This is a genomic window from Nonomuraea sp. K271 (genome assembly GCF_009908215.1).
GTDB lineage: Bacteria > Actinomycetota > Actinomycetes > Streptosporangiales > Streptosporangiaceae > Nonomuraea > Nonomuraea longispora.
Window position 1 is genome coordinate 92,630 of the sequence record NZ_JAAAHR010000005.1, and the last position, 18,857, is coordinate 111,486.

21 protein-coding genes and 1 riboswitch are annotated in these 18,857 nt (G+C 72.3%); of the genes, 9 read left to right on the plus strand and 12 right to left on the minus strand.

Going from position 1 to position 18,857, the window contains the following annotated elements:
• Positions 1 to 876, minus strand: coding sequence for an alpha/beta hydrolase (locus tag GUY59_RS03065; RefSeq protein WP_252374801.1), 876 nt, complete (start codon positions 874 to 876; stop codon positions 1 to 3).
• A 418-nt stretch (positions 877 to 1,294) separates the two neighbouring features.
• Between GUY59_RS03065 and GUY59_RS03070 the strand changes: the two genes are divergently transcribed.
• A complete protein-coding gene (locus GUY59_RS03070) occupies positions 1,295 to 2,833 on the plus strand; it encodes an AMP-binding protein (RefSeq protein WP_138198782.1) in 1,539 nt (512 codons plus the stop codon).
• A gap of 74 nt (positions 2,834 to 2,907) precedes the next feature.
• On the opposite strand, the gene GUY59_RS03075 is transcribed toward GUY59_RS03070, so the two are convergent.
• The 4 genes from GUY59_RS03075 to GUY59_RS03090 are packed head-to-tail and all read right to left on the minus strand — an operon-like array spanning position 2,908 to position 5,916.
• Positions 2,908 to 3,330: a YybH family protein gene (locus GUY59_RS03075; protein ID WP_252374802.1), complete on the minus strand. Its 423-nt coding sequence runs from the start codon at positions 3,328 to 3,330 to the stop codon at positions 2,908 to 2,910.
• A gap of 15 nt (positions 3,331 to 3,345) precedes the next feature.
• On the minus strand, positions 3,346 to 4,575 hold the full coding sequence (locus GUY59_RS03080) for a sensor histidine kinase (RefSeq protein ID WP_138198783.1): 1,230 nt from the start codon (positions 4,573 to 4,575) through the stop codon (positions 3,346 to 3,348).
• A 29-nt stretch (positions 4,576 to 4,604) separates the two neighbouring features.
• Positions 4,605 to 5,303 (minus strand): two-component system response regulator CseB, encoded by a 699-nt coding sequence (gene cseB / locus GUY59_RS03085; protein WP_138198784.1) that lies wholly within the window; start codon positions 5,301 to 5,303, stop codon positions 4,605 to 4,607.
• Positions 5,304 to 5,331: 28 nt separating this feature from the next.
• Positions 5,332 to 5,916 carry a hypothetical protein gene (locus tag GUY59_RS03090; RefSeq protein WP_138198785.1) on the minus strand — a complete coding sequence of 195 codons (585 nt, stop codon included), beginning with the start codon at positions 5,914 to 5,916 and terminating at the stop codon, positions 5,332 to 5,334.
• Between the two features lie 318 nt (positions 5,917 to 6,234).
• On the opposite strand from GUY59_RS03090, the gene GUY59_RS03095 reads away from it, so the two are divergent.
• Positions 6,235 to 7,479, plus strand: a complete 1,245-nt coding sequence (locus GUY59_RS03095) for a DUF418 domain-containing protein (RefSeq protein ID WP_161714353.1) — start codon at positions 6,235 to 6,237, stop codon at positions 7,477 to 7,479.
• A 57-nt stretch (positions 7,480 to 7,536) separates the two neighbouring features.
• Here GUY59_RS03095 and GUY59_RS03100 read toward each other — a convergent pair whose 3' ends face one another.
• Both GUY59_RS03100 and GUY59_RS03105 read right to left on the minus strand, forming a co-directional pair.
• Entirely contained in the window at positions 7,537 to 8,763 is a 1,227-nt protein-coding gene (locus GUY59_RS03100) for an MFS transporter (RefSeq protein ID WP_201760442.1), read from the minus strand.
• Between the two features lie 231 nt (positions 8,764 to 8,994).
• Positions 8,995 to 10,074, minus strand: a complete 1,080-nt coding sequence (locus tag GUY59_RS03105) for a serine hydrolase domain-containing protein (protein WP_138198790.1) — start codon at positions 10,072 to 10,074, stop codon at positions 8,995 to 8,997.
• Positions 10,075 to 10,218: 144 nt separating this feature from the next.
• Between GUY59_RS03105 and GUY59_RS03110 the strand changes: the two genes are divergently transcribed.
• A complete protein-coding gene (locus GUY59_RS03110; protein ID WP_161714354.1) occupies positions 10,219 to 10,716 on the plus strand; it encodes a helix-turn-helix domain-containing protein in 498 nt (165 codons plus the stop codon).
• Between the two features lie 12 nt (positions 10,717 to 10,728).
• Here the strand turns inward: GUY59_RS03110 and GUY59_RS03115 are convergent, their stop codons facing one another.
• Positions 10,729 to 11,055, minus strand: a complete 327-nt coding sequence (locus GUY59_RS03115) for a branched-chain amino acid transporter permease (RefSeq protein ID WP_132333037.1) — start codon at positions 11,053 to 11,055, stop codon at positions 10,729 to 10,731.
• On the minus strand, positions 11,048 to 11,851 hold the full coding sequence (locus tag GUY59_RS03120) for an AzlC family ABC transporter permease (protein WP_252374803.1): 804 nt from the start codon (positions 11,849 to 11,851) through the stop codon (positions 11,048 to 11,050). The genes GUY59_RS03115 and GUY59_RS03120 overlap by 8 nt, the downstream gene beginning before the upstream one ends.
• Positions 11,852 to 11,931: 80 nt before the next feature.
• Here GUY59_RS03120 and GUY59_RS03125 point away from each other — a divergent pair, with 80 nt between their 5' ends.
• Complete coding sequence (locus GUY59_RS03125) at positions 11,932 to 12,372, plus strand: Lrp/AsnC family transcriptional regulator (protein WP_138198791.1); 441 nt, start codon at positions 11,932 to 11,934, stop codon at positions 12,370 to 12,372.
• Between the two features lie 25 nt (positions 12,373 to 12,397).
• On the opposite strand, the gene GUY59_RS49765 is transcribed toward GUY59_RS03125, so the two are convergent.
• Positions 12,398 to 12,520, minus strand: a complete 123-nt coding sequence (locus GUY59_RS49765; RefSeq protein ID WP_269128682.1) for a hypothetical protein — start codon at positions 12,518 to 12,520, stop codon at positions 12,398 to 12,400.
• Between the two features lie 283 nt (positions 12,521 to 12,803).
• Between GUY59_RS49765 and GUY59_RS03135 the strand changes: the two genes are divergently transcribed.
• The 3 genes from GUY59_RS03135 (at position 12,804) to GUY59_RS03145 (ending at position 15,640) form a co-directional block, all read left to right on the plus strand.
• Positions 12,804 to 13,259 (plus strand): hypothetical protein, encoded by a 456-nt coding sequence (locus GUY59_RS03135; protein ID WP_138198793.1) that lies wholly within the window; start codon positions 12,804 to 12,806, stop codon positions 13,257 to 13,259.
• A gap of 123 nt (positions 13,260 to 13,382) precedes the next feature.
• On the plus strand, positions 13,383 to 14,798 hold the full coding sequence (locus GUY59_RS03140) for an amino acid permease (protein WP_138198795.1): 1,416 nt from the start codon (positions 13,383 to 13,385) through the stop codon (positions 14,796 to 14,798).
• A gap of 101 nt (positions 14,799 to 14,899) precedes the next feature.
• Positions 14,900 to 15,640, plus strand: a complete 741-nt coding sequence (locus GUY59_RS03145) for an isocitrate lyase/PEP mutase family protein (RefSeq protein ID WP_138198797.1) — start codon at positions 14,900 to 14,902, stop codon at positions 15,638 to 15,640.
• Positions 15,641 to 15,674: 34 nt separating this feature from the next.
• Here the strand turns inward: GUY59_RS03145 and GUY59_RS03150 are convergent, their stop codons facing one another.
• Positions 15,675 to 16,397: a glycoside hydrolase family 25 protein gene (locus GUY59_RS03150; protein WP_161714355.1), complete on the minus strand. Its 723-nt coding sequence runs from the start codon at positions 16,395 to 16,397 to the stop codon at positions 15,675 to 15,677.
• A gap of 10 nt (positions 16,398 to 16,407) precedes the next feature.
• Positions 16,408 to 16,552, minus strand: a riboswitch (cyclic di-AMP (ydaO/yuaA leader).
• A 213-nt stretch (positions 16,553 to 16,765) separates the two neighbouring features.
• Here GUY59_RS03150 and GUY59_RS47265 point away from each other — a divergent pair.
• On the plus strand, positions 16,766 to 17,014 hold the full coding sequence (locus tag GUY59_RS47265) for a hypothetical protein (RefSeq protein WP_201760444.1): 249 nt from the start codon (positions 16,766 to 16,768) through the stop codon (positions 17,012 to 17,014).
• A gap of 67 nt (positions 17,015 to 17,081) precedes the next feature.
• On the opposite strand, the gene GUY59_RS03165 is transcribed toward GUY59_RS47265, so the two are convergent.
• Positions 17,082 to 17,924, minus strand: coding sequence for an alpha/beta fold hydrolase (locus tag GUY59_RS03165; RefSeq protein WP_201760445.1), 843 nt, complete (start codon positions 17,922 to 17,924; stop codon positions 17,082 to 17,084).
• Positions 17,925 to 18,010: 86 nt separating this feature from the next.
• On the opposite strand from GUY59_RS03165, the gene GUY59_RS03170 reads away from it, so the two are divergent.
• A complete protein-coding gene (locus tag GUY59_RS03170; RefSeq protein ID WP_138198801.1) occupies positions 18,011 to 18,730 on the plus strand; it encodes a TetR/AcrR family transcriptional regulator in 720 nt (239 codons plus the stop codon).
• The last annotated feature ends 127 nt before the right edge of the window (positions 18,731 to 18,857 follow it).

The following is an 18,857-nucleotide window of genomic DNA, read 5'->3' on the forward strand; positions in this document are numbered from 1 at the left end:
TCAGGTCCGGACCGTCCAGTCCGCCACCCGCCGCAGGAACGTCGTCGCGGTCGGCAGGTGAGCGTCGTCCGGGGACAACACCACCGCGTGGAACGCGTGCGGCATGCCGTCGTAGACGTCGAACGCCGTGTCGACGCCGGCGGCGGAGGCTGCCTCGGCGAAGCGCCGGGAATCGTCGAGGAGCACCTCGTCGCCGCCCGCGACGATCAGGAGGGGCGGCAGCCCGCGCAGGTCGCCGTAGAGCGGCGACTGCGGCGCCTGGTCCGGACGGGCCCCCGCGAGATACTGCTCGCCGATGGGGCCCATGATGTCCGGGTCGATGAGGTCGAGGCCCTTGTTGGTGCGGATGGACGGGCTCGAATCCGTGAAGTCGGTGATGGGGGAGACCGCCACGGCGCCCGCCGGCAGGGGGTCGCCGGCCTCGGCGAGCACCAGGAGCGCCGACAGCAGCAACGTCCCGCCGGCCGACTCGCCGGCGAGCAGGATCCGCCCGGCGGGCACGTCCTGGGCGAGCAGGCTCCGGTGGACGGCCACCACGTCATCGACGGCCGCGGGGTAGGGGTGGGCCGGTGCGAGCCGGTAGTCGACGGCGAAGGCGGGGCGGCCCGTCGCCCGGGAGAGGCGATGGGCCATGATCTGCTCCATGGCCGGGTTGCTGTGGGAGAAGCCCCCGCCGTGCACGTAGATCGTGACGCCCGCGTCGGGCGTCACTCCGGGCGCGGTGACCCACATGCCGGGGACGCCGCCGGTCCGCGGCAGGACGGGGGTCACGTCGGCGTCGGCGTCGAGCATGGGCGGGTCGGTGAACAGCGTTCCCAGCCGGGCGCGTACGGCGGTCCTGGCTTCGGGCGTGATGGAGATGTGTGCGAGCTGCACGATGGATCCCTTCGATCAGGTGGACAAGCGTGGGTGAGCATGGCGTGGCGGCGGCATCGGTGGCCGCGGGCACGCGGGGATGAGCCGGGGGGAGACTCATGCGGGTCCGTGCCGGGCGCTGGGCGCCGTCAGGGGCACGGAGACGTCACGCGGTTCGCGGAAGGATCAGGTGAGGTCCGTGCACATGAAGATCAACCCCCGGGTGTCAGGTGCCGCCCACCCGCCGCCGTCCACCTGGCGGCGTCACACGACACGTCGAGCATTACAACCGTGCCGTCCGCGCGGTGTCAAGCGCCGGGTGCGTGCTCACGCCGCGACGTCGGGCCCGGCGGCGGCTGATCGCGGCACCGCGAGGTTCCCGTACAGGCTGAGCGGGTACGCGTACTTCCTCCGGTGAGAAAGGCCTAGGGGTACGTCGATGATCGAGAGGCTGATCGAGCTGGGCGAGTTCGGCGCGGAGGCCGCGGTCGCCCTCACCCGCAACGGGCTGCTGCGCCCGGCCCACCCTGCCGCGCTCGCCCGGGTGGTGGAGGCGTACCGGCATTTCCACGTGACCCCCGCCGCCGGGCTGGCGATGGCGGCGGCGCGCTGGCCGGACCGGCAGGCGATCCTGGACGAGGACGGCGCGCTCACGTTCGCCGAACTGGACGAGCGCGCCGCCGCGCTGGCCGGCGGCCTGCACCACCGGCTCGGCGTGGGAGAGGGGACCACGGTGGCGGTCATGTGGCCCAACCACCGAGGGTTCGCCGAGGCGGTCGCGGCCGTGTCCCGGCTGGGCGCGGACCTGCTGCTGCTCAACACCGGGCTGGCCGGTCCGGCCCTGCGCGACGTGCTGCGCCGCGAGCAGGTCGGTGTGCTCATCGCCGCGCCCGGCCTGCCGCCGGTGGACTTCGCCGGTCGGCGCGCCGACGACCTCGACGAGCTCATGCGCTCCGGCGCCCCGCCCGCTCCGGTGCCGAGGCGGCCGGGACGGCTGGTGCTGCTCACCTCGGGCACGACCGGCCTGCCCAAGGGCGCGCCCCGGCGGCTGTCGGTGGCGGAACTGGCCGAGCCTTTCATCTCAATGCTCGCCACCGTGCCGGTGCGCGGCGGCGAGCCGATGCTCATCGCGCCGCCGCTGTTCCACGGGCTCGGCATCCTTTGGTACGCGGTCGCGCTCGTGCTCGGATGTCCCGTCATCCTGATGCGCCGATTCGACCCCGACGCCGTGCTCGACGCCTTGGAGCGGCACCGGGCCGGCGCGCTGGTCGCCGTGCCCGCCATGCTGTCGCGGCTGCTGGCCCGCGAGCCCCGCGACCTGCCCGCCCTGCGGGTGGTGGTCTCCGGCGGCGCCGCGCTCCGGCCCGACCTCGCCACCGCGTTCATGGACGCCTACGGCGAGGTGCTGCACAACCTGTACGGCTCCACCGAGGCCGGCTGGGTGGCCCTCGCCACGCCGGAGGACCTGCGGGATGCCCCCGAGACGATCGGCCGCCCGCCGCGCGGCGCCACCGTGCGGATCGCGGGACCGGACGGGGAGGAACTGCCGCCGGGCGAGGTGGGGCGGGTCCTGGTCGGCGGCGGACTGGCGTTCGGCGCGCGGGCGGGCGAGCTGATGAGCACGGGCGACCTGGGACACCGGGACGAGCGAGGGTTGCTGTTCATCGACGGCCGCGACGACGACATGATCGTCTCCGGCGGGGAGAACGTCTTTCCGCAGGAGGTCGAGAACCTCCTGGCCCGCCTGCCGGGCGTCGCCGACGTGGCCGTGCTGGGCGTGCCCGACGAGGAGTACGGCCAGCGGCTGGCGGCGTACGTGGTCGCGGAGGAGGGCGTCACCCTGTCGGCCGACGAGCTCAGGAGCGCGGTGAAGGCGGAGCTGGCGGGCTTCAAGGTGCCGCGCGACATCGTGTTCGTGCCGTCGGTGCCGCGCAACCCGACCGGCAAGGTCGACCGCGCCCGGCTCACCGGCGACTGACCCAGCCGGCGCCGCGGCCCACCCGACGGGCCGCCGGGCGGACGAGGCGGCGGCCGGTCAGGGGCGGCGGCCGGTCAGGGGCTCAGCGGCGGTGAGGCCGTGCCGTGGGGGTTGTCGATGACGTAGCGCCACCGGCCGTCCGGGCCGCACCGGACGACGTCGGTGGCCGTCCCGGACAGGTCGATCTGGCTGCCGTCCCTCGCGGTGCCGCGCATCGACCAGTCGACGATGAGCAGGGCGATGTCGCCGGCGACGTACACGTGCCTGGGACACGCCTCGATCGGCAGGCCGAAGCTCCGCAGGTGCTCGTTGGCGGCCAGGAGGCCGGGGCCGGTGACGGGATGGCCGGGGACGGGGACGAGCACGGCGTCGTCCTCGTAGACGTGGTCGAGGGCCGCAGGGTCGTGGGTGTTCATGGCCGCCACGAAACGGGCGGCGGCGCCGGCGGGGTCGCCCGCGAGCACGACGTGAGGCCGTGAAGTGTCATGAGTGTTCACGACAGAACGATCATATCAAGGGGAGGGTTCGCCGCCGGCGGCGGGGGCGAGGTCGAGCGTGGCCAGAGCGCCGCCTTCCCGCGGGTTGGCGAAGGTGAGCCGGGCGCCCAGGACGGCGGCCTGGCCCGCGGCGATGGTCAGGCCGAGGCCGTGGCCGGGGGTGGTGCGGTCGCCGCCCTTGCGGAACCGGGCCGGCCCGTCGCGCAGCAGGTGGCCGGGGAAGCCGGGGCCACGGTCGCGGACGGTGACGCGGGGTCCGTCGACGACCACGGTGATCGGCGCCCGGCCGTGCCGGGTGGCGTTGGTGAGCAGGTTGGCCAGGATGCGCTCCAGGCGGCGCGGGTCGGTGGCCACGACGGTGCCGACGCGGACCACGACCCGCGCGTCCGGTGCGAGAGCGGCCGCGCGGTGCGTGGTGAACTCCCCGAGCGCGACGTCCGACAGTGCGGGGCGTTCTGTGGCGGTGTCGAGGCGGGCCACCTCCAGCACGTCTTCGACGAGGGCGCGCAGGGCCTTGGTGCGCTCCTGCACGATGTCGGTCATCCTGCCGGGCGGCAGCAGCTCGGCGGCGGTCGTGAGGCCGGTCAGCGGGGTGCGCAGCTCGTGGGCGATGTCGGCGGTGACCCGGCGTTCGGCTTCGAGGCGGGCCTGCAGGGCGCCCGCCATCGCGTCGACGGCGTGGGCGAGCTCGGTGGCCTCGTCGTGGGAGCGGCCGCCGATCGCCGCGCCCACCCGGACGGTGGGGTCGCCGGCGCTGACGTGCCGGGCGGCGGTCGCGGCCCGGCGCAGCCGGTCCGACAGCCGCGCGCCTATCGCTATCCCGGCCAGGGTGCCGCCGGCGACGACAGCGGCCGAGCCCAGCAGCAGGACCCGGTCGAGCGCGGCCAGGTCGTCGAGGCTGTGCCGGTAGTCGGAGCGCAGGGACAGCACGTGGTCGCCGGTGCCGGCCGCCGCCCAGACGAAGGTGCCCTCGGAGGTCTGGCGCAGCGCGGTGGCGACCTTCCCGCCGCGCACCGCCGCGCGCAGGTCGGCGGGCACGGCCGGGTCGTCCAGCCGGCTGCCGAAGGCCGGCTGGCTGCCGCGGTGATATTCGCGCAGCAGCAGCTGGATGCGTTCGGACTGCAGGCGGTGGGCGTCGTCGGCCTGCTTGCGGGCGTAGGCGAGATGGACGATGAGGCTCAGCGCCACCGCCACGACGACGCTGACCGCGGCGACCGTGGCACTGATCTTCCAGCGCAGGCTCATCCGCCGTGGTCCCCTCGCGCGCGGGAACCTCACTCGCCCTCCGCGCGCAGCTTGTAGCCGAAGCCGCGTACCGTCTCGATGCGGTCGCTGCCGATCTTGGTGCGCAGCCGCTGCACGTGGATGTCGGCCAGCCGCGAATCGCCGCCGTAAGCGTAGTCCCAGACGCTTTCCAGCAGCACGTCCCTGCTGAGCACCACGCCGGGCGACTCGGCGAAGCGCAGCAGCAGCCGCATCTCGGTCGGGGTGAGCGCCACCGGCCTGCCGCCGCGCAGCACCCGCATGCCGTCGACGTCGATCTCCACGTCGCCGAAGCGCAGCGGGCGGACCCGCCGTCCGGCTGGAGCGCCGCCCTGCGTCGTGCGGCGCAGCACCGCGCGGATGCGGGCCAGCAGGACCGAGCCGTCGAAGGGTTTGGTGACGTAGTCGTCGGCCCCGGCCTCCAGGCCGACGACGACGTCGACGGCGTCGTCGCGGGCCGACACCATGATCACCGGGACGAGGCTCTCCTCGCGGATGCGCCGGCACAGGCTCACGCCGTTCATGCCGGGCAACATCACGTCCAGCAGCACCACGTCGGGAGTGCGGGCGCGGAAGGCCTCCAGCCCGGCCATCCCGTCGGCGGCGGTCGTGACCGTCAGGCCGTCGCGTTCGAGGGTCAGCTGGGTCACTTCCCGGATCACCTCGTCGTCCTCGACGAACAGCACGTGCGGGGTCTCGGTGGCGTCCATGAAATCCCTGTCCATCCTTCGTGTCGTCTCACGCGCCGTCGGGGACGAGCGTGCGGCCGCTCCAGCGAAGCGGCGTCTCCCTCGTGGCGGTCGGGCAGGAGGCGGCGTCGCCCGGCCGGTATTCCGGCCGCACCAGGACCAGGGCGGCGTCGCGGACCTCGACGCGGCTGCCCACGCCCTCGTGGGCGTAGACGCGCCGGTCCGGCTGCCCTCCGGTGAGACGGTAGACGTAGGTGCCACGGGTGCCCTCATAACCGCAGGCGCGGCCCGGGCAGACGTAGACGGTGACGACCACCAGGTCGACGTGCCCCCAGTCGCCGGAAAGGGAGACCTCCTCGGTGTGGACGGGGAACCTGCCGTGCTCACACCGTCTGATCGCGGCCGTCTCCCGCGTGCCCAGGCGCGGATCCTCGCGCAGCACCTGCATCCCGTCCAGGTCGGACCGGGTGCCGGCGGCCGTCTGCGCCGGCGTGGGCGAGGCCGTGCCCTGGCTGGGCTGTCCTTCCACTCGCACCCGCGGATCGATCCCGCACCCGGCCACGACAGCCGACCCGGCCAGGGCCAGCCCGCACAGCACGGCGCCCGCGACGGCGAGCGGTTTTCTCAACGACATGCCGCAGATAATACATTGCCGCGCATTGTTACAAGACCTATGGATTACCGCTGGCATTTCGATGTGAAAGCTGAAATGAATCGACGGCCACCGCCTTTACGGTGGACGCCGTGAAGCTCCGTCGAGGAGCCGAGTGCCGTACCGGCCTGCGCGTCAGGGCCGGTACAGCGGCCGGGAAGCGCCCGCCGGCAAGCCGCGAGGCGTTCCCCGCGGAGAAATTCCGTGACGCATTGAGAAAGACATCGAATTCGCCGAGCAGGCGGAGAAAGCCGGGACCATGCCCCTGTCTTGGGAGGCCTACCAGAAATGAACCATCCCGTGGACGTTCCCCATGACGCCCCGCCGGGCGCTCAGCCGACGGTCCGCTCCCGGCCCCCGCGGGGGCGGCTGCCGGGGCTGGACGCCGTGCGGGCGCTGGCCATCGTCGGCATGGTCTACATGCACGTCAGCCCGACCGGCTGGCTCAGCCCGGCTCCCATGCCGGACAAACCAGGTGTGCTCGACTGGGTCGAGCACACCGTCTCCGGCCGCTCGATGAGCCTGTTCGTGCTGATGGCCGGCATCTCGGTGGCGCTCATGACCGGCGGGCCGGCGCCGCTCGGCGGCGACCGGCTGGCGACGTCCAGGAAACGGCTGGCCGTCCGCGCGGTCATGCTGTTTCTGATCAGCCTGTGCGTGGATCAGCTGTCCGGCATGAACCTGTCGATCCTCGAGTTCTACGCCGTGTGGCTGCTGCTGCTGATCCCGCTGGTACGGCTGCGCCCGGGCACGCTGCTGGCGGCCGCCGGCGTCCTCGGGGCCGTGCTCCCCGTCTTCTGCTTCATCGTGCTCAACCACGGCCGCGATTGGGCCATCTCCCCGATGAACAGCGCCGGTGCCGAGCAGGCCTTCGGCCTGGCGGTGCTGCTGAACCCGCAGGACTGGCTCGCCAAGGTGCACCAGCTGCTACTGGGCGGTGGATTCCAGACGCCGTACGCGATCCCGCTGCTGCTGGCCGGGCTGGCCATCGGACGGCTCGACCTGCGCAGCCGCGCCGTGCGCGCGAAGATGGCCGGCTGCGGCGCGCTGCTCGTGGCCGTCTCCTGGCTGGTGTCGTGGGTGGCGCTCGTCCCGCTGGGCGCCGAGCGGGCGCTGGCGGACATGATGAAGTCCGCGGGTGGGCCGATGGTGCAGCCGTGGGCGTCGGTGCTGACCCTGCCGCCGCACCAGCTGTACGCGCTGAGCATTCCGATGGCGCCGATGATGGTCGGGGTCGGCCTGCTGCTGCTGGCCGGGTTCCTCACGCTGCTGGAGCGGCCGGGCTGGCAGCGGGCGCTGCTGCCGCTGACCGCCGCGGGAAGCCTGTCGCTGACGTGGTACGCCGCCCACCAGGTCGTCATCGAGCGGACGGCCGGCGACCCGCCCTACGCCTTCACCCTGTTCGCCGGCATGGTCGTCTTCGCCTTCGTCTTCTCGCCGCTGTGGCTGCGATGGATCCGGCGCGGGCCGCTGGAATGGCTGGTGCACCGGGTCACCGTCATGGTCGCACGCGACCCGGCGACGGCCAGGCACAAGGGCGCGTAGGCGGCGTGCGTGCGGCCGGGCCAGGGGCACCCCAGCGCTCGGTCCCGGCCGCCCTGCTCACCGCCTGCGGCGGCCGGCCGGCAACAGGACGCACGCGAGGGCTCCGAGCACGACGGTGGCGAGTCCTGAGGCGCCGAGCGTCGCCTGCGCGCCCAGCGCCGTCGTGACAGGACCGCCCAGCGCGGTGCCGAGCGGCGCTGCCGTGAGCAGCGCCGCGCTGCGGGCGGCCAGCATCGCGGCCAGGTGCTCCGGCGGCGCCTTGGCCTGCATGAGCGTCACCGACAGTGCCACGAACGGCCCGTAGACGGCGCCGCCGAGCCCGAAGCACACGACGGTCACGGCCGTCGGCGCGCCGAACCCGAACGGCAGCAGCAGGATCCCCCAGCCGAGCACGATGCCGACGGTCACGGGCCAGAGCGGCAGCCGCCGCAGCGCGCCGACGGCCAGCCCGCCGAACACGGCTCCGACGCCGAACACCATCCAGTACAGGCCGAGCAGCGTGCCCGGCGCGCCCAGATCGTGGGTCACGTGGAGCGGCAGTGCCACCTCGACCGGGCCGTACAGCAGGTTGAAGAACCAGGTGAGCGTCAGGAGCCCGAGCAACTCGGGATGGGAGCGCAACAACGCGAGCCCGCCGCGGGCGGCCGTCCGGTCGACGGGGGAGACCCGCCCCGATCCGGGCAGGCGGGTGCGCAGCACGACCACGGCGAGGAAGACGTAGGTGAGGGCGTCCAGGCCGACCACGAGCGCCGTGCTCACGTACGTCACCAGCACCCCCGCGATCGCGGGCCCGGCGATCGTGGCGGCGAATTCGAGCGAGCTGACGAGGGTGTTCGCGGCGAGCCGATGCTCGCCCGGCAGCAGCTCGGCCAGCAGCGTGTACTTGGCCGCGCTGCCCCACGCGTGCAGTAGGGACGAGACCGCGAGCAGCGCGACGTACAGCGGCAGGCTGAGCAGCCCCGCGAACCAGGCGAGCGGCACGACGCCGAGGAACACGCCGCGCACCACGTTGTCGGCGAGCAGCACCCACCTGGCCGGCACCCGTCGCAGGCGCCGGCCCAGCACCAGCGCGCCGGCCACGCCCGGCATCGTGTACGCGGCCACCGCGCCGCCGACCCACAACCCCGCGCTCGCCTGCGGCGCGAGCTCGATGGCGAGCCATGCCACGGCGACGAAGCTCATGCCGTCCCCGAGATAGGAGACGGCGAAGCCGAGGATCAGCCGCCGGAACACCCGATGGGCGAGCACCGGCCGGTAGGCGGCGGGGACGAGACGTCGGAGCACGGAAGGCGCGTGCGAGACCATGAGCGGCGGATCGGCTCAGCGCGGGTCCCGGACGCGGCGCGAGGCCGTCCGCCGGAGCGCGGGGCTCGCCGGGTCGTGCGGAATGGAGATGGTGTGAACCGTGATGTGCATGGTCATCAGGTTATGGGTCGCTATGAGAGCGATGCTTCTCGAAAACTGACCGGTCGCCTCGACGGGCCGCGAGGGCGGGCCCCGGCGACGGCCCGGGGTTCACGCGGCGGAGGCGCGGGCCCGGTCCAGGATGCCCAGCGTCAGATCCTCCTGCACGTCCTCCAGGTTCCACCGGGAGTCGCGGTAGGCGTGGTTGCTGACCCAGAACGTCATCACGCCGTCGTCCAGCGACCTGGCGTACGACGCCAGCGACCAGGAGTTGCCGCCGTCGTGCCAGGCGATCCGGCCGTCGCCGGTGCCGTGCATGCTCCAGCCGTACGCGTACGACTCGTCGGAGTCGGGCATCGGCGCGTACGGGGTGAACAGCTTGTCCTTGGCACCGCCGGGCAGGACGGTGTCGCCGATCAGCGCGCGGTGCCAGCGGAACATGTCGCGGGCGGTGGACAGCATGCCGCCGTTGCCGCGCAGGTTCCAGTAGGGGCCGTCCGGTGCCCGCGGATGTTCGTCGGGCCGGCCCTTCGCGCGGCCACCGGCGTCGTACTCCACGGCCATCCGGCTGCGGTCCCAGTGGGGCAGCACGTACCCGGTGCTGGTCATCCCGGCGGGGGCGAACAGGTGCTCGGCCAGGAACTCCTCGTAGCCGAGGCCGGAGACCTTCTCGATGATCGCGGCGAGCACGCTGTAGCCGGCGTTGGAGTAGCGGAACCGTTCGCCGGGGGCCGACAGCGGTGCGGAGGCCAGCGCCCGGGCCAGCAGGCCCTCGCGTGACAGCACTTCGTAGTCGTCGCCCAGCGACTCGGGAAGGCCCGCCGTGTGGGTCAGCAGGTGGTGCACGGTGATCCCCTGTTTGCCGGGCGGGACCTGCCCGAGGTGGGCGCTGATCGGGTCGCTGGTGCGCAGCCTGCCCATCGTCTCGAGCTTCAGGATCGCGGCCGCGGTGAACTGCTTGGTGATCGACATGACGTCGTACACCGTGTCGCAGGTCGCGGGGGTCCCGGCGGCGCGGTCGGCCAGGCCGAAGCCCTCACAGTCCACGATGCGGTCGCCGCGCGCCGCGATGACCGTGCCGCCCGGTCCTTCCGGCAGCGTCCTGGCCAGGAAGTCGGATATCGGTTCGTCGGCGGCGGGCGAGCACGCGGTCATCGCGAGCACGAGCAACAGCAGCGCACCTGTACGCATGGGGCCTCCAGCGATCGGAAGGCACCAGTTGACTCGCGCCGCCAGGACTGATCAACATGTCGGGGTGTCCGGGTTCGTACGGGACACCGTACGTCCAGGTCAGCGTCCCGGGCCCGCACCCGCAGATCGACACAGGAGCCGATCATGACCACCACACCGCCGCCGCCACCGGTCACCGGCGAGGCCGCATTCATGCAGGAACTCCGCCGGCTCAAGGCCTGGTCGGGCCAGAGCTTCCGGCAGCTCGAACGCCGCGCGTCCGCCGCCGGGGACGTGCTGCCCTCCTCCACCGCCTCCACCATGCTCGGCAGGAACCGGCTGCCCCGGCACGAGGTGCTCGTGGCGTTCGTCCGGGCCTGTGGCCTCGACGAGGAGCAGGTGCGAGCCTGGGCGGACGCCCGCGCCGCCATCGCCGCTCCGGCAGCCGCTCCGGCAGCCGCTCCGTCGGCCCATCCGGAGGGGCCGACGGAGGGGCCGCCACGGCGGTGGGCGGCGCCGACCCGGGGGTGGCGGGTCGTCGCCGCGGTGGCGGCCCTGGTGGCGGCCCTGGTGGCGGCCCTGGTGGCGGCCTTCGCCGGAGGGGCGGTCCTGACGTTCGGAGGCGACGCGATCGAGACGTACGAGACGACCGTCGTACGCTGACCCCGGCCCGGGTCAGAAGGCGTTGACGAGGACGACGTACACGGTGGTGCCGATGCCGACGCTCAGGATCGTGCGGCGGCCGAAGGCGAGATGGGCGCCCGCGGTGACGGCCACGGCGAGCAGCGCGGGCAGCGCCGCCCGTGGTTCCGCGGTGATGGTGCCGTGCAGGGCGGTGACGGCGAGGATCGCGAGGATGCCCACCGGCATCCACATCGCCAGGTGCCGTGCCGTCGCCGACGTGCGGAGCCCGCGCAGCGCCGCGAAGGGAACGGCGCGCAGGGCGAAGGTGATGCCGAAGACGATCGCGAGGACGGCGAGCAGGTAGGGCGTGCTAGGCACTGCCGGCCACCTCCTGGGGCCGGCCCGCGTTCCGGCGGGCGGCGAGCGCGTGGCGGGCCAGCAGCAGGGCGAGGAACAGCAGCAGCGCGGTGAACAGGGCTGCTTCCGGGGTCAGCACGAGCGCTGCCGCGACGCTCGCCCCGGCCAGCACGACGGAGGGGAGCTCGCTGCGCGAGCGGACCGCGTCCAGGGCGAGCGCCGTGAACAGGGCGCACAGGGCGAATTCCAGGCCCTTGACCGGGCCGGGCAGGGCCGTGCCGAGCGCGACGCCGGCCAGGCCGCCGCCGATCCAGTACGCCTCGCAGGCGACCTGCATCGCCAGCAGCCGGGGCGCCGAGCGTTCGGCCTCGGGCAGGGCGGCGTTGACCGCGTACGCCTCGTCGATCATCGCGTAGACGGCGTACGCCTTGGCCAGCGGGTGCCTGACCACGTGCAGCGGGAAGGAGAAGGCGTAGAAGACGTGGCGGAAGTTGACCACCAGGACGGTCAGGGCGATCGCGCCCAGCGGCGTGACCGTGGCCGCCATCCCCACCACCAGCAGCTCCACGGAGCCGGCGAACGCGGACAGCGACAGGGCGGGGGCCAGCCACCAGGGCAGGCCGGCCTGGACGACCATCAGCCCGAGCGCGACCCCCAGCGGGAGGATGCCCAGCCCGGCGGAGAACGAGTCGCGCACCCCCGCGGCGATCTGCTGCCGCCGGGTGGCTGGGATGGACGCTGGGATGGACGCTGGGATGGACGCTGGGATGGACGCTGGGATGGACATGGTGACCTGCGGGGGAACGTGTTCTCGCACTTCTCAATGGTCTCGCGAAACACGTGCCATGTGGTTGCCGGAATTGCCCGTCAAGCGGCTTGTGGTGCAATCTTCTCACCGTGGATGCGATCGACCGAGCAATAATCAGCGAGCTGGAGCGCGAAGGGCGCCTGACGAATGTCGAGCTGGCCCACCGGGTCGGGCTCACCACGGGGCCGTGCCTGAGACGCGTCCAGCGGCTGGAGGCCGACGGCGTCATCCGCGGCTACCGGGCCGTCATCGACCCCGCCGCCGTGGGGAGGTCCTTCGAGGTGCTGATCGACCTCACCCTCGACTCGCAGGACGCGGGGACCGTGGAGCGCTTCGAGCGCACCCTGGCGCAGGCCGAGGAGGTCGTCGAGCTGCGCCGCCTGTTCGGCACCCCCGACTACTTCATGCGCGTGGCCGTCGCCGACCTGGCCGCCTACGAGACCTTCCTCAGCCAGTACGTCATGACGATCCCGGGCGTGAGGGGCGTCACGTCGAACTTCACGATGAAGAACATCAAGTCGGCCCCGTGACGGCGGGCTGGATCCAGCCCTCCTCTCACGCGCGGTGGGCGGCCGCGTGGCGGGAGGTGTCCTCGGTCAGCGCGGAGGCGGCGATGTCGGGCCGGTGCTCGCGCGCCAGGCGTACCGCGTCGGCCGACGTGGCCGCCTCGGCGGCCACCTCAAGGTCATCTCCACGTCGAACGCCCCACACCTGTGGCGCGACGCGACCGTGGCCCGTACGTTCGCCGAGTGGTGCGGCGTCGTGGACGTCGTGGTCGCCGTGCAGCTGATCGCCCTGGTGCGACGGGGATCCCAGGCGGCGGCCGGTGGCGCTCCGTGCGGACGGCCACTGCGGACGGCCACTGCAACTGCGTGCAGAAAGCCCGGCAGCGCTGGATCATCGCCGGCCTGTGATCGACGATAAAGGGCCGGAAGCATCCCTCACAGGAAAGGCCGATGTCATGCGTACACGCTTATGGGCGGTGCTCGCCGCCACGATCGCCGCGGTCCTGCTGGCGGCGCAGCCCGCGGCGGCCCAGGCGACGGTGGAGTTCTCCGCCGACTCCGGCGACCGGTGCCGCCACGGCGTCACCGAGGGCACGCTGGAGTGGGTGGAAGGACCCGTCATCCGGCCCGCGGTCGAGGTCGAGGGCACCCTGTCCGACAGCGCCGGCCCGTCGATCTGCGCCCCCGACGACATGCACTCCCGCGCCACCTTCACCGCCTACAACGGCGCCACCGTCGTCGACTCCGAGGAGGCCAAGGCGGACGACGCGACCGTGGCGGTGACGATCGCGCTGTCCGACGCGACCGGAGTCACCTCCATCGACCGCGTGGTCGTGCAGGTGTGCCGCTACAGCAACTCCCCGTTCGGAACCAGCTACTGCGGCCAGGCGGCCGAGTACAAGATGCCCTGAGGCGTGAACGGGGCGGCATCCTGGCCGGGTGCCGCCCGCGCGCCCTTGTCCGGCGCGTGAGCTTACTTGACGCCGCAGGCGGGAAGGCGGATGCACGGGGGCCGCGATCGGCTGGGAGGCGTCATGGTCACTTCGCGAGGCGTCTTCAGGCGCAAACCGGTGGAGCAGATCGCCACCGAGCACGAGGGGGAACTCGCCAGGACACTGGGGTTGTGGCAGCTGACCGCCATCGGCGTGGGCGGCATCATCGGTGCGGGCATCTTCGCGCTGGCCGGCGCGGTCGCCAACGAGACCGCGGGACCCGCCGTGCTGGTGTCGTTCCTCATCGCGGGTGTCGCCAGCGCCGCCGCCGCGCTGTCCTACGCCGAGTTCGCGGGAATGATCCCGAAGGCCGGGTCCGCCTACACCTACGGGTACGCCGTCCTGGGGGAGATCGTCGGCTGGTTCATCGGCTGGGACCTGCTGCTGGAGTACACCGCGATCGTCGCGGTCGTCGCCATCGGCATCTCCGGCTATTTCGGCTTCCTCGTCCAGGAGCTGGGGTTCGGGCTGCCCGCGTGGATGCTCGGCGCGCCCGGCACCGGCGAGGGACGCGTGGTGGACCTGTTCGCGGTGCTGCTCTGCCTGCTCATCGCCTTCCTGCTGAACCTCGGCATCCGCACCGCCGCCCGGTTCGAGACGTTCGTGGTGGGGCTGAAGGTCGCGGTCGTGCTGCTCGTCATCGTGGTCGGCTTCTTCCACATCAACACCTCCAACTATCACCCCTTCTTCCCGTACGGGATCGGCGGGGCCATCACCGGAGCCGCCACCGTGTTCTTCGCGGTGTTCGGCTACGACGCGATGAGCACGGCGGCCGAGGAGTCACGCGACGCGCAGCGGCACATGCCCAAGGCGATCATCTACTCCCTGATCATCGCCATGGTGCTGTACGTGCTGGCCACGCTCGTGCTGACCGGCATGCAGAACTACCGGGAGATCGACCCCGAGAGCGGCTTCTCCTCGGCGTTCGTCTCGGTCGGGCTGTCCGGGCTGGCGTCGGTGATCGCGGTGGGTGCCATCATCGGCATCCTCACCGTCATGTTCACGTTCATGCTCGGCGTGACCCGCGTGTGGTTCTCGATGAGCCGCGACGGGCTGCTGCCGCAGTGGTTCGCCAAACTGCACCCGGTACGGCGCGTGCCCTCGCGTGTCACCTGGATCGTGGGCGTCGCCTCCGCCGTGATCGCCGGGTTCCTGCCCATCCAGGAGGCCGCCGAGCTGACGAACATCGGCATCCTGCTGGCGTTCGTCGTCGTCTGCCTGGCCGTGATCGTGCTCCGTTACCGCCGGCCCGGCCTGCGCCGGCAGTTCCGCACGCCCGGGATGCCGGTCGTGCCGGCCATCGGGGTGCTCTTCTCGATCTGGCTGATCACCTTCCTGGATCCGGCGACCTGGCTGCGCTTCGCCGCCTGGTTCGTGCTGGGGCTGGTCATCTACTTCGCCTACAGTCGCCGGCACTCCGCCCTGGAACAACCGCCGGCCGGGCCGGGCGAGCGCTGACGTACCGGACTGTGTGCCTGCGATCACACCGGGAAGGTGTCACGAAGCGAGGGCCGCGGGAGTCATGAGAGGGACATGACCCTCACAGTCAAGGAACGATCATGACCGATACCCGTACCGCTCTCCTGCGTGATCTGCACAAGCCCGGCGACCCGCTGATCCTGCCGAACGTGTGGGACGCGGGCAGCGCCACCGTCGTGGCCGAGGCCGGCTTCCCCGCCCTGGCGACGGCCAGCGCGTCCATCGCCGCCCTGCTGGGGCGCGGCGACCACCAGCAGGCGCCCGTCGAGGAGATGCTCGACATGGCCGCCAGGATCATCAGGGCCGTGGACGTACCGGTGACCGTCGACGCCGAGGGCGGCTACGGCCTGCCGGCCGGCGAGCTCGTCGAACGGCTCACCGCCATCGGCGCGGCCGGGTTCAACATCGAGGACACCGACTACCCGGGCGGGGGACTGGTCGACGCCGGCACGCAGGCCGAGCGCATCGCCGCACTCCGGGAGGCGGGCCCCGACCTGGTGATCAACGCGCGGATCGACGTGTTCCTGACCGGCTCGACGTCGGCCGAGGAGGTCGCGGAACGCGGGCGCCGCTACCTGGAGGCCGGCGCCGACTGCGTCTTCCCCATCCTGGCCCCGTCGGAGAAGGTGGTCGGCGACCTGGTGGAGGCCGTCGCCGGGCCGGTCAACGTCACCTGCATGCCCGGCATGGACCTGGGCAGGCTGGCCTCCCTCGGCGTCGCCCGCGTCTCGTTCGGCCCGTTGACGTACCTGACCGCGCTGGATGCGCTCAAGGCCATGGCGGGACGCATCCGCGCGGGCCGGGACCCGTACGCGGCCTGACCGGCGCGCGGAGGGCGGGCCGGCCCTCCGCGCGTCAGGCGGAGGCGCGGCCCAGGGCCCGCAGCTCGTCGGGGGAGAGCGCCGAGACGTTCTGGTCGATGGGAGTGTCGGAGTACTGGTGGATGGTCCAGGTCTTCCAGTCGGCGGGCGGCGTCACCGTCCCCTTAGGCTTGCTGTAGTGGGCCACCCACAGCGGGTACTCGGCCAGGCCCTTGCCGTGGGTGTCGGCGAAGTTCCAGCCGCTGTAGAACATCGGGGTAACCCCCGTCTCGGCCTTCACGTGCGACAGCCAGGCCTTGGCCCAGGCGTTGACCTCCTCGACGGACTTGCCGTCGGTGGTCTCCAGGTCCAGCACCAGCAGGTCACCGGGCTGGGAGGACTGCGAGTTCACCATGGACAGGAAGTGCTCGGCCTCGGCGATGGGGTCGTTGGCGGGGTGCCCGTAGTGGTACGCGCCGCGCACGATGCCCTTCTTGCCCAGCTCGCTCCAGTGCCGGGCGAAGGCGGCGTCACGGAAGTCGGTTCCTTCGGTGGCCTTGATGATGCCGAACTGTGCGGGGCTGGCTGCCCAGTCGTGCTGCGGCTGGTAGTTGGACACGTCCTGGCCGTAGGTGAGCGTCGGCTGCTCGGCCGCCTGGGCCGATTCCGGCTCGACGGGGGACGCGTACGCGGGCGCGGTCGCGCCCGACAGAGCGGCGGTTCCGGCCAGCAGGGCGCCGGCGGCGGAAAGGGTGAGGCGTCGGGTGAGTTCGCGCATGGGGGATCGACTCCTTGCTTCCATGTGCCTACCGGGTTAGCTGACGGGTTCGGACGTGGAAGTGCCCTACGCACGCGGCCGTCGGCCGGCGTGCGATTCACCCCGGAAAGGTGGGTCCCCGGTTCCGCGCTGTGCGGATTCGGCCTGTCAATGTCGCGGCAAAGGGCGGGGCTAACGATCACCGTCGGCCTCTGCCGTAATCCCCAGAAAGGTATATACAGCCCCATAAACGCTGCAAGCGGTATAAATCCCCATGCAATGTGTTTTTACCTTGAGAAGCCCTGGACCGCCGTGTGCGCAGACGTTCCAGGGCTTTGGCAAAATTTTCGGCACCGTACGCTGGCCCCTACCGTACGGCCCCGCGCCTGATGAGTACGCCGGGCCATGTCGACCAGGTCCTGCGGCTCGGGACCCGCGAGGTCGGCCTAGCGTCCCCGGGGCTCGCCGACCGCGATCTCGGCCGACAAGCCGGCCACGTCGGCGGGCACGAGCGCATGTGCGTCATCGCCGAGAAGGTGGCCGACGCCCACCGGGCATGGCGGGACAGCCTCGCCGGCGTCACCCTCGCCGACATTCTCACCGAGCTGCCGGAGTGGGCGCCGGCCCGGCTCGGATGATCCGCCGATGCGGACGCCGCATGAATGCCGGCGCGCGACTACGGGACGGTCGCCCGGCCTGCACTGCTTACGTCGCCTGGTCCCAGACCTCGGCGAGCAGGCCGTTCAGTTTCTCCGGAGCCTCCACGTGGGGGCAGTGGCCGCCGCCGGGGACCGACGTGTGACGGCCGCCGATGCGTTCCGCGGTGATGCGGGCGCAGGCCATGAGCGGGACGCCCCCGCGCTCACGATAGAGCTCGGGCGCGCTCTCCCACGTTCCTGAGATCACCAGCTTGGGGAACGCGGCCGCCCGCAACGCGGCGAGCGGGACCCCGGCCTCCCAGCACACCCGTTCGCGCAGCGCGGTGCCGGCGGCACGCAACCGCGGCTCGCTCGCCTCCAGCGGAAGGCTGCCGGTAGAGCCGCCGGAGGCCTGCAGCCACTGCTCCGGCGTCAGCTCGGGCAGCTCGGCGTAAGCCGTACGGTTGGTGCGCAGGGCGTCCGCCACGGCCGGGTCGTCGGCAGCGGCCTGATAACAGCCGGGCTCGATCAGGGTGAGCGAGCGCACCGCCTCGGGGCGGCGGGCGGCCGCGATCATGGCGCCGACCCCGCCGTACGAGTGGGCGACGAGGTGTGCGCCGTCACCGAGCAGCTCGGCGATGTCGTCGGCGTCCGCCAGGTAGTCGCTGGGAAACCTCTCCCCGGCGTCCGGGCTGCCCCCGTACCCGCGCCGGTCCATGAGCAGCAGACGGAAGCGGGCCGCCAGCGGCGCCTGGGCGGCGAAGCCGTAGGAAGGGTCATCGCCCCAGCTGGTGGAGCCGTGCACGAAGAGCACAGGCGGCGCGCCATGCGGGCCCATCGCGGTCACGTGCACGCTGCCCGGCAGCGGCCCGTTCGCACGGAACAACGGCGTGTCGGTGGGAGGGGGCATGACACACTCCTAAACATCGTTCATCGCTCTTGAACACTGTCTAATACGGCTGAACGACGACCGTCAATTCGGGGTACGGTGATCCCGTGTCCTCCGCAGACTTCTCCGACGGGTCCGTGTGGCTGCGTCCCCAACGGCCGCCGCGCGACCGCCGGCTCACCCGTGACCAGATCGTCGACGCCGCCGTGGCCGTGCTCGACTCCGACGGTCACCGAGGCCTGTCGATGCGCCGGATCGCCGCCGGCCTCGGCGTGACCGCCGGGTCGCTCTACTGGTATGTGCGCACCAAGGACGACCTGCTCGAACTCGCGCTCGACCGCGTGCTGGGGGAGGTGTGCGCCGCGCCCGACGTGCCGGACTGGCGGCGGGCGCTGGCCACCCTGGCCCGCCACCACCGCGACATGCTCCTTCGGCACCAGTGGGCGCTGTCGGAGCTGACCCTGCGGTCCAACCTGGGGCCGAACGCGCTGGCCCTGGCCGAGAAAGGGCTGCGCCTGCTGGCGCGTGCCGGGTTCGCCGACGCGGACCTGGACGCGGCGATGGCGACCGTCAATGACCACGTGGTCGGGTCGGCCATCGCCGAGATCGCCTGGCGCGACACCCTGGCACGCATGAGCGAGACGGGAGCCGGCTGGGACGAAAGGGCCGCGGGATTCGTCCGTGAGATCATCGACCGCCACCCGCTGCTGGCCCGCCGGATGGCCGCCACCAGCGAGATCGACGTGGAGCGCGAGAGCGAGCGACGGTTCGAGTTCGCCCTGGAGTGCATCCTCGACGGCCTGGTCGCCCGCCACGGCCGGCGATGACGCCCCCGCACGCGGGATGTGGGGCGGGTGTCACGTTGCCGGGGTGAAGCGCACGAACGGTATGTGCCGGCCCACCTCCCGGTAGTCCGCCACGCTGCCGTCCACCTCGAAACCCATGATTTTGCAG

Coding starts and splice junctions, on each gene's coding strand:
- GUY59_RS03135 (WP_138198793.1), top strand. CDS start 12,804: ATGCGTACACGCTTATGGGCGGTGCTCGCCGCCACGATCGCCGCGGTC.
- GUY59_RS03080 (WP_138198783.1), bottom strand. CDS start 4,575: ATGAGCCTGCGCTGGAAGATCAGTGCCACGGTCGCCGCGGTCAGCGTC.
- GUY59_RS03090 (WP_138198785.1), bottom strand. CDS start 5,916: ATGTCGTTGAGAAAACCGCTCGCCGTCGCGGGCGCCGTGCTGTGCGGG.
- GUY59_RS03070 (WP_138198782.1), top strand. CDS start 1,295: ATGATCGAGAGGCTGATCGAGCTGGGCGAGTTCGGCGCGGAGGCCGCG.
- GUY59_RS03150 (WP_161714355.1), bottom strand. CDS start 16,397: ATGCGCGAACTCACCCGACGCCTCACCCTTTCCGCCGCCGGCGCCCTG.
- GUY59_RS03145 (WP_138198797.1), top strand. CDS start 14,900: ATGACCGATACCCGTACCGCTCTCCTGCGTGATCTGCACAAGCCCGGC.
- GUY59_RS47265 (WP_201760444.1), top strand. CDS start 16,766: ATGAGTACGCCGGGCCATGTCGACCAGGTCCTGCGGCTCGGGACCCGC.
- GUY59_RS03105 (WP_138198790.1), bottom strand. CDS start 10,074: ATGCGTACAGGTGCGCTGCTGTTGCTCGTGCTCGCGATGACCGCGTGC.
- cseB (WP_138198784.1), bottom strand. CDS start 5,303: ATGGACGCCACCGAGACCCCGCACGTGCTGTTCGTCGAGGACGACGAG.
- GUY59_RS03165 (WP_201760445.1), bottom strand. CDS start 17,924: ATGCCCCCTCCCACCGACACGCCGTTGTTCCGTGCGAACGGGCCGCTG.
- GUY59_RS03110 (WP_161714354.1), top strand. CDS start 10,219: ATGACCACCACACCGCCGCCGCCACCGGTCACCGGCGAGGCCGCATTC.
- GUY59_RS03140 (WP_138198795.1), top strand. CDS start 13,383: ATGGTCACTTCGCGAGGCGTCTTCAGGCGCAAACCGGTGGAGCAGATC.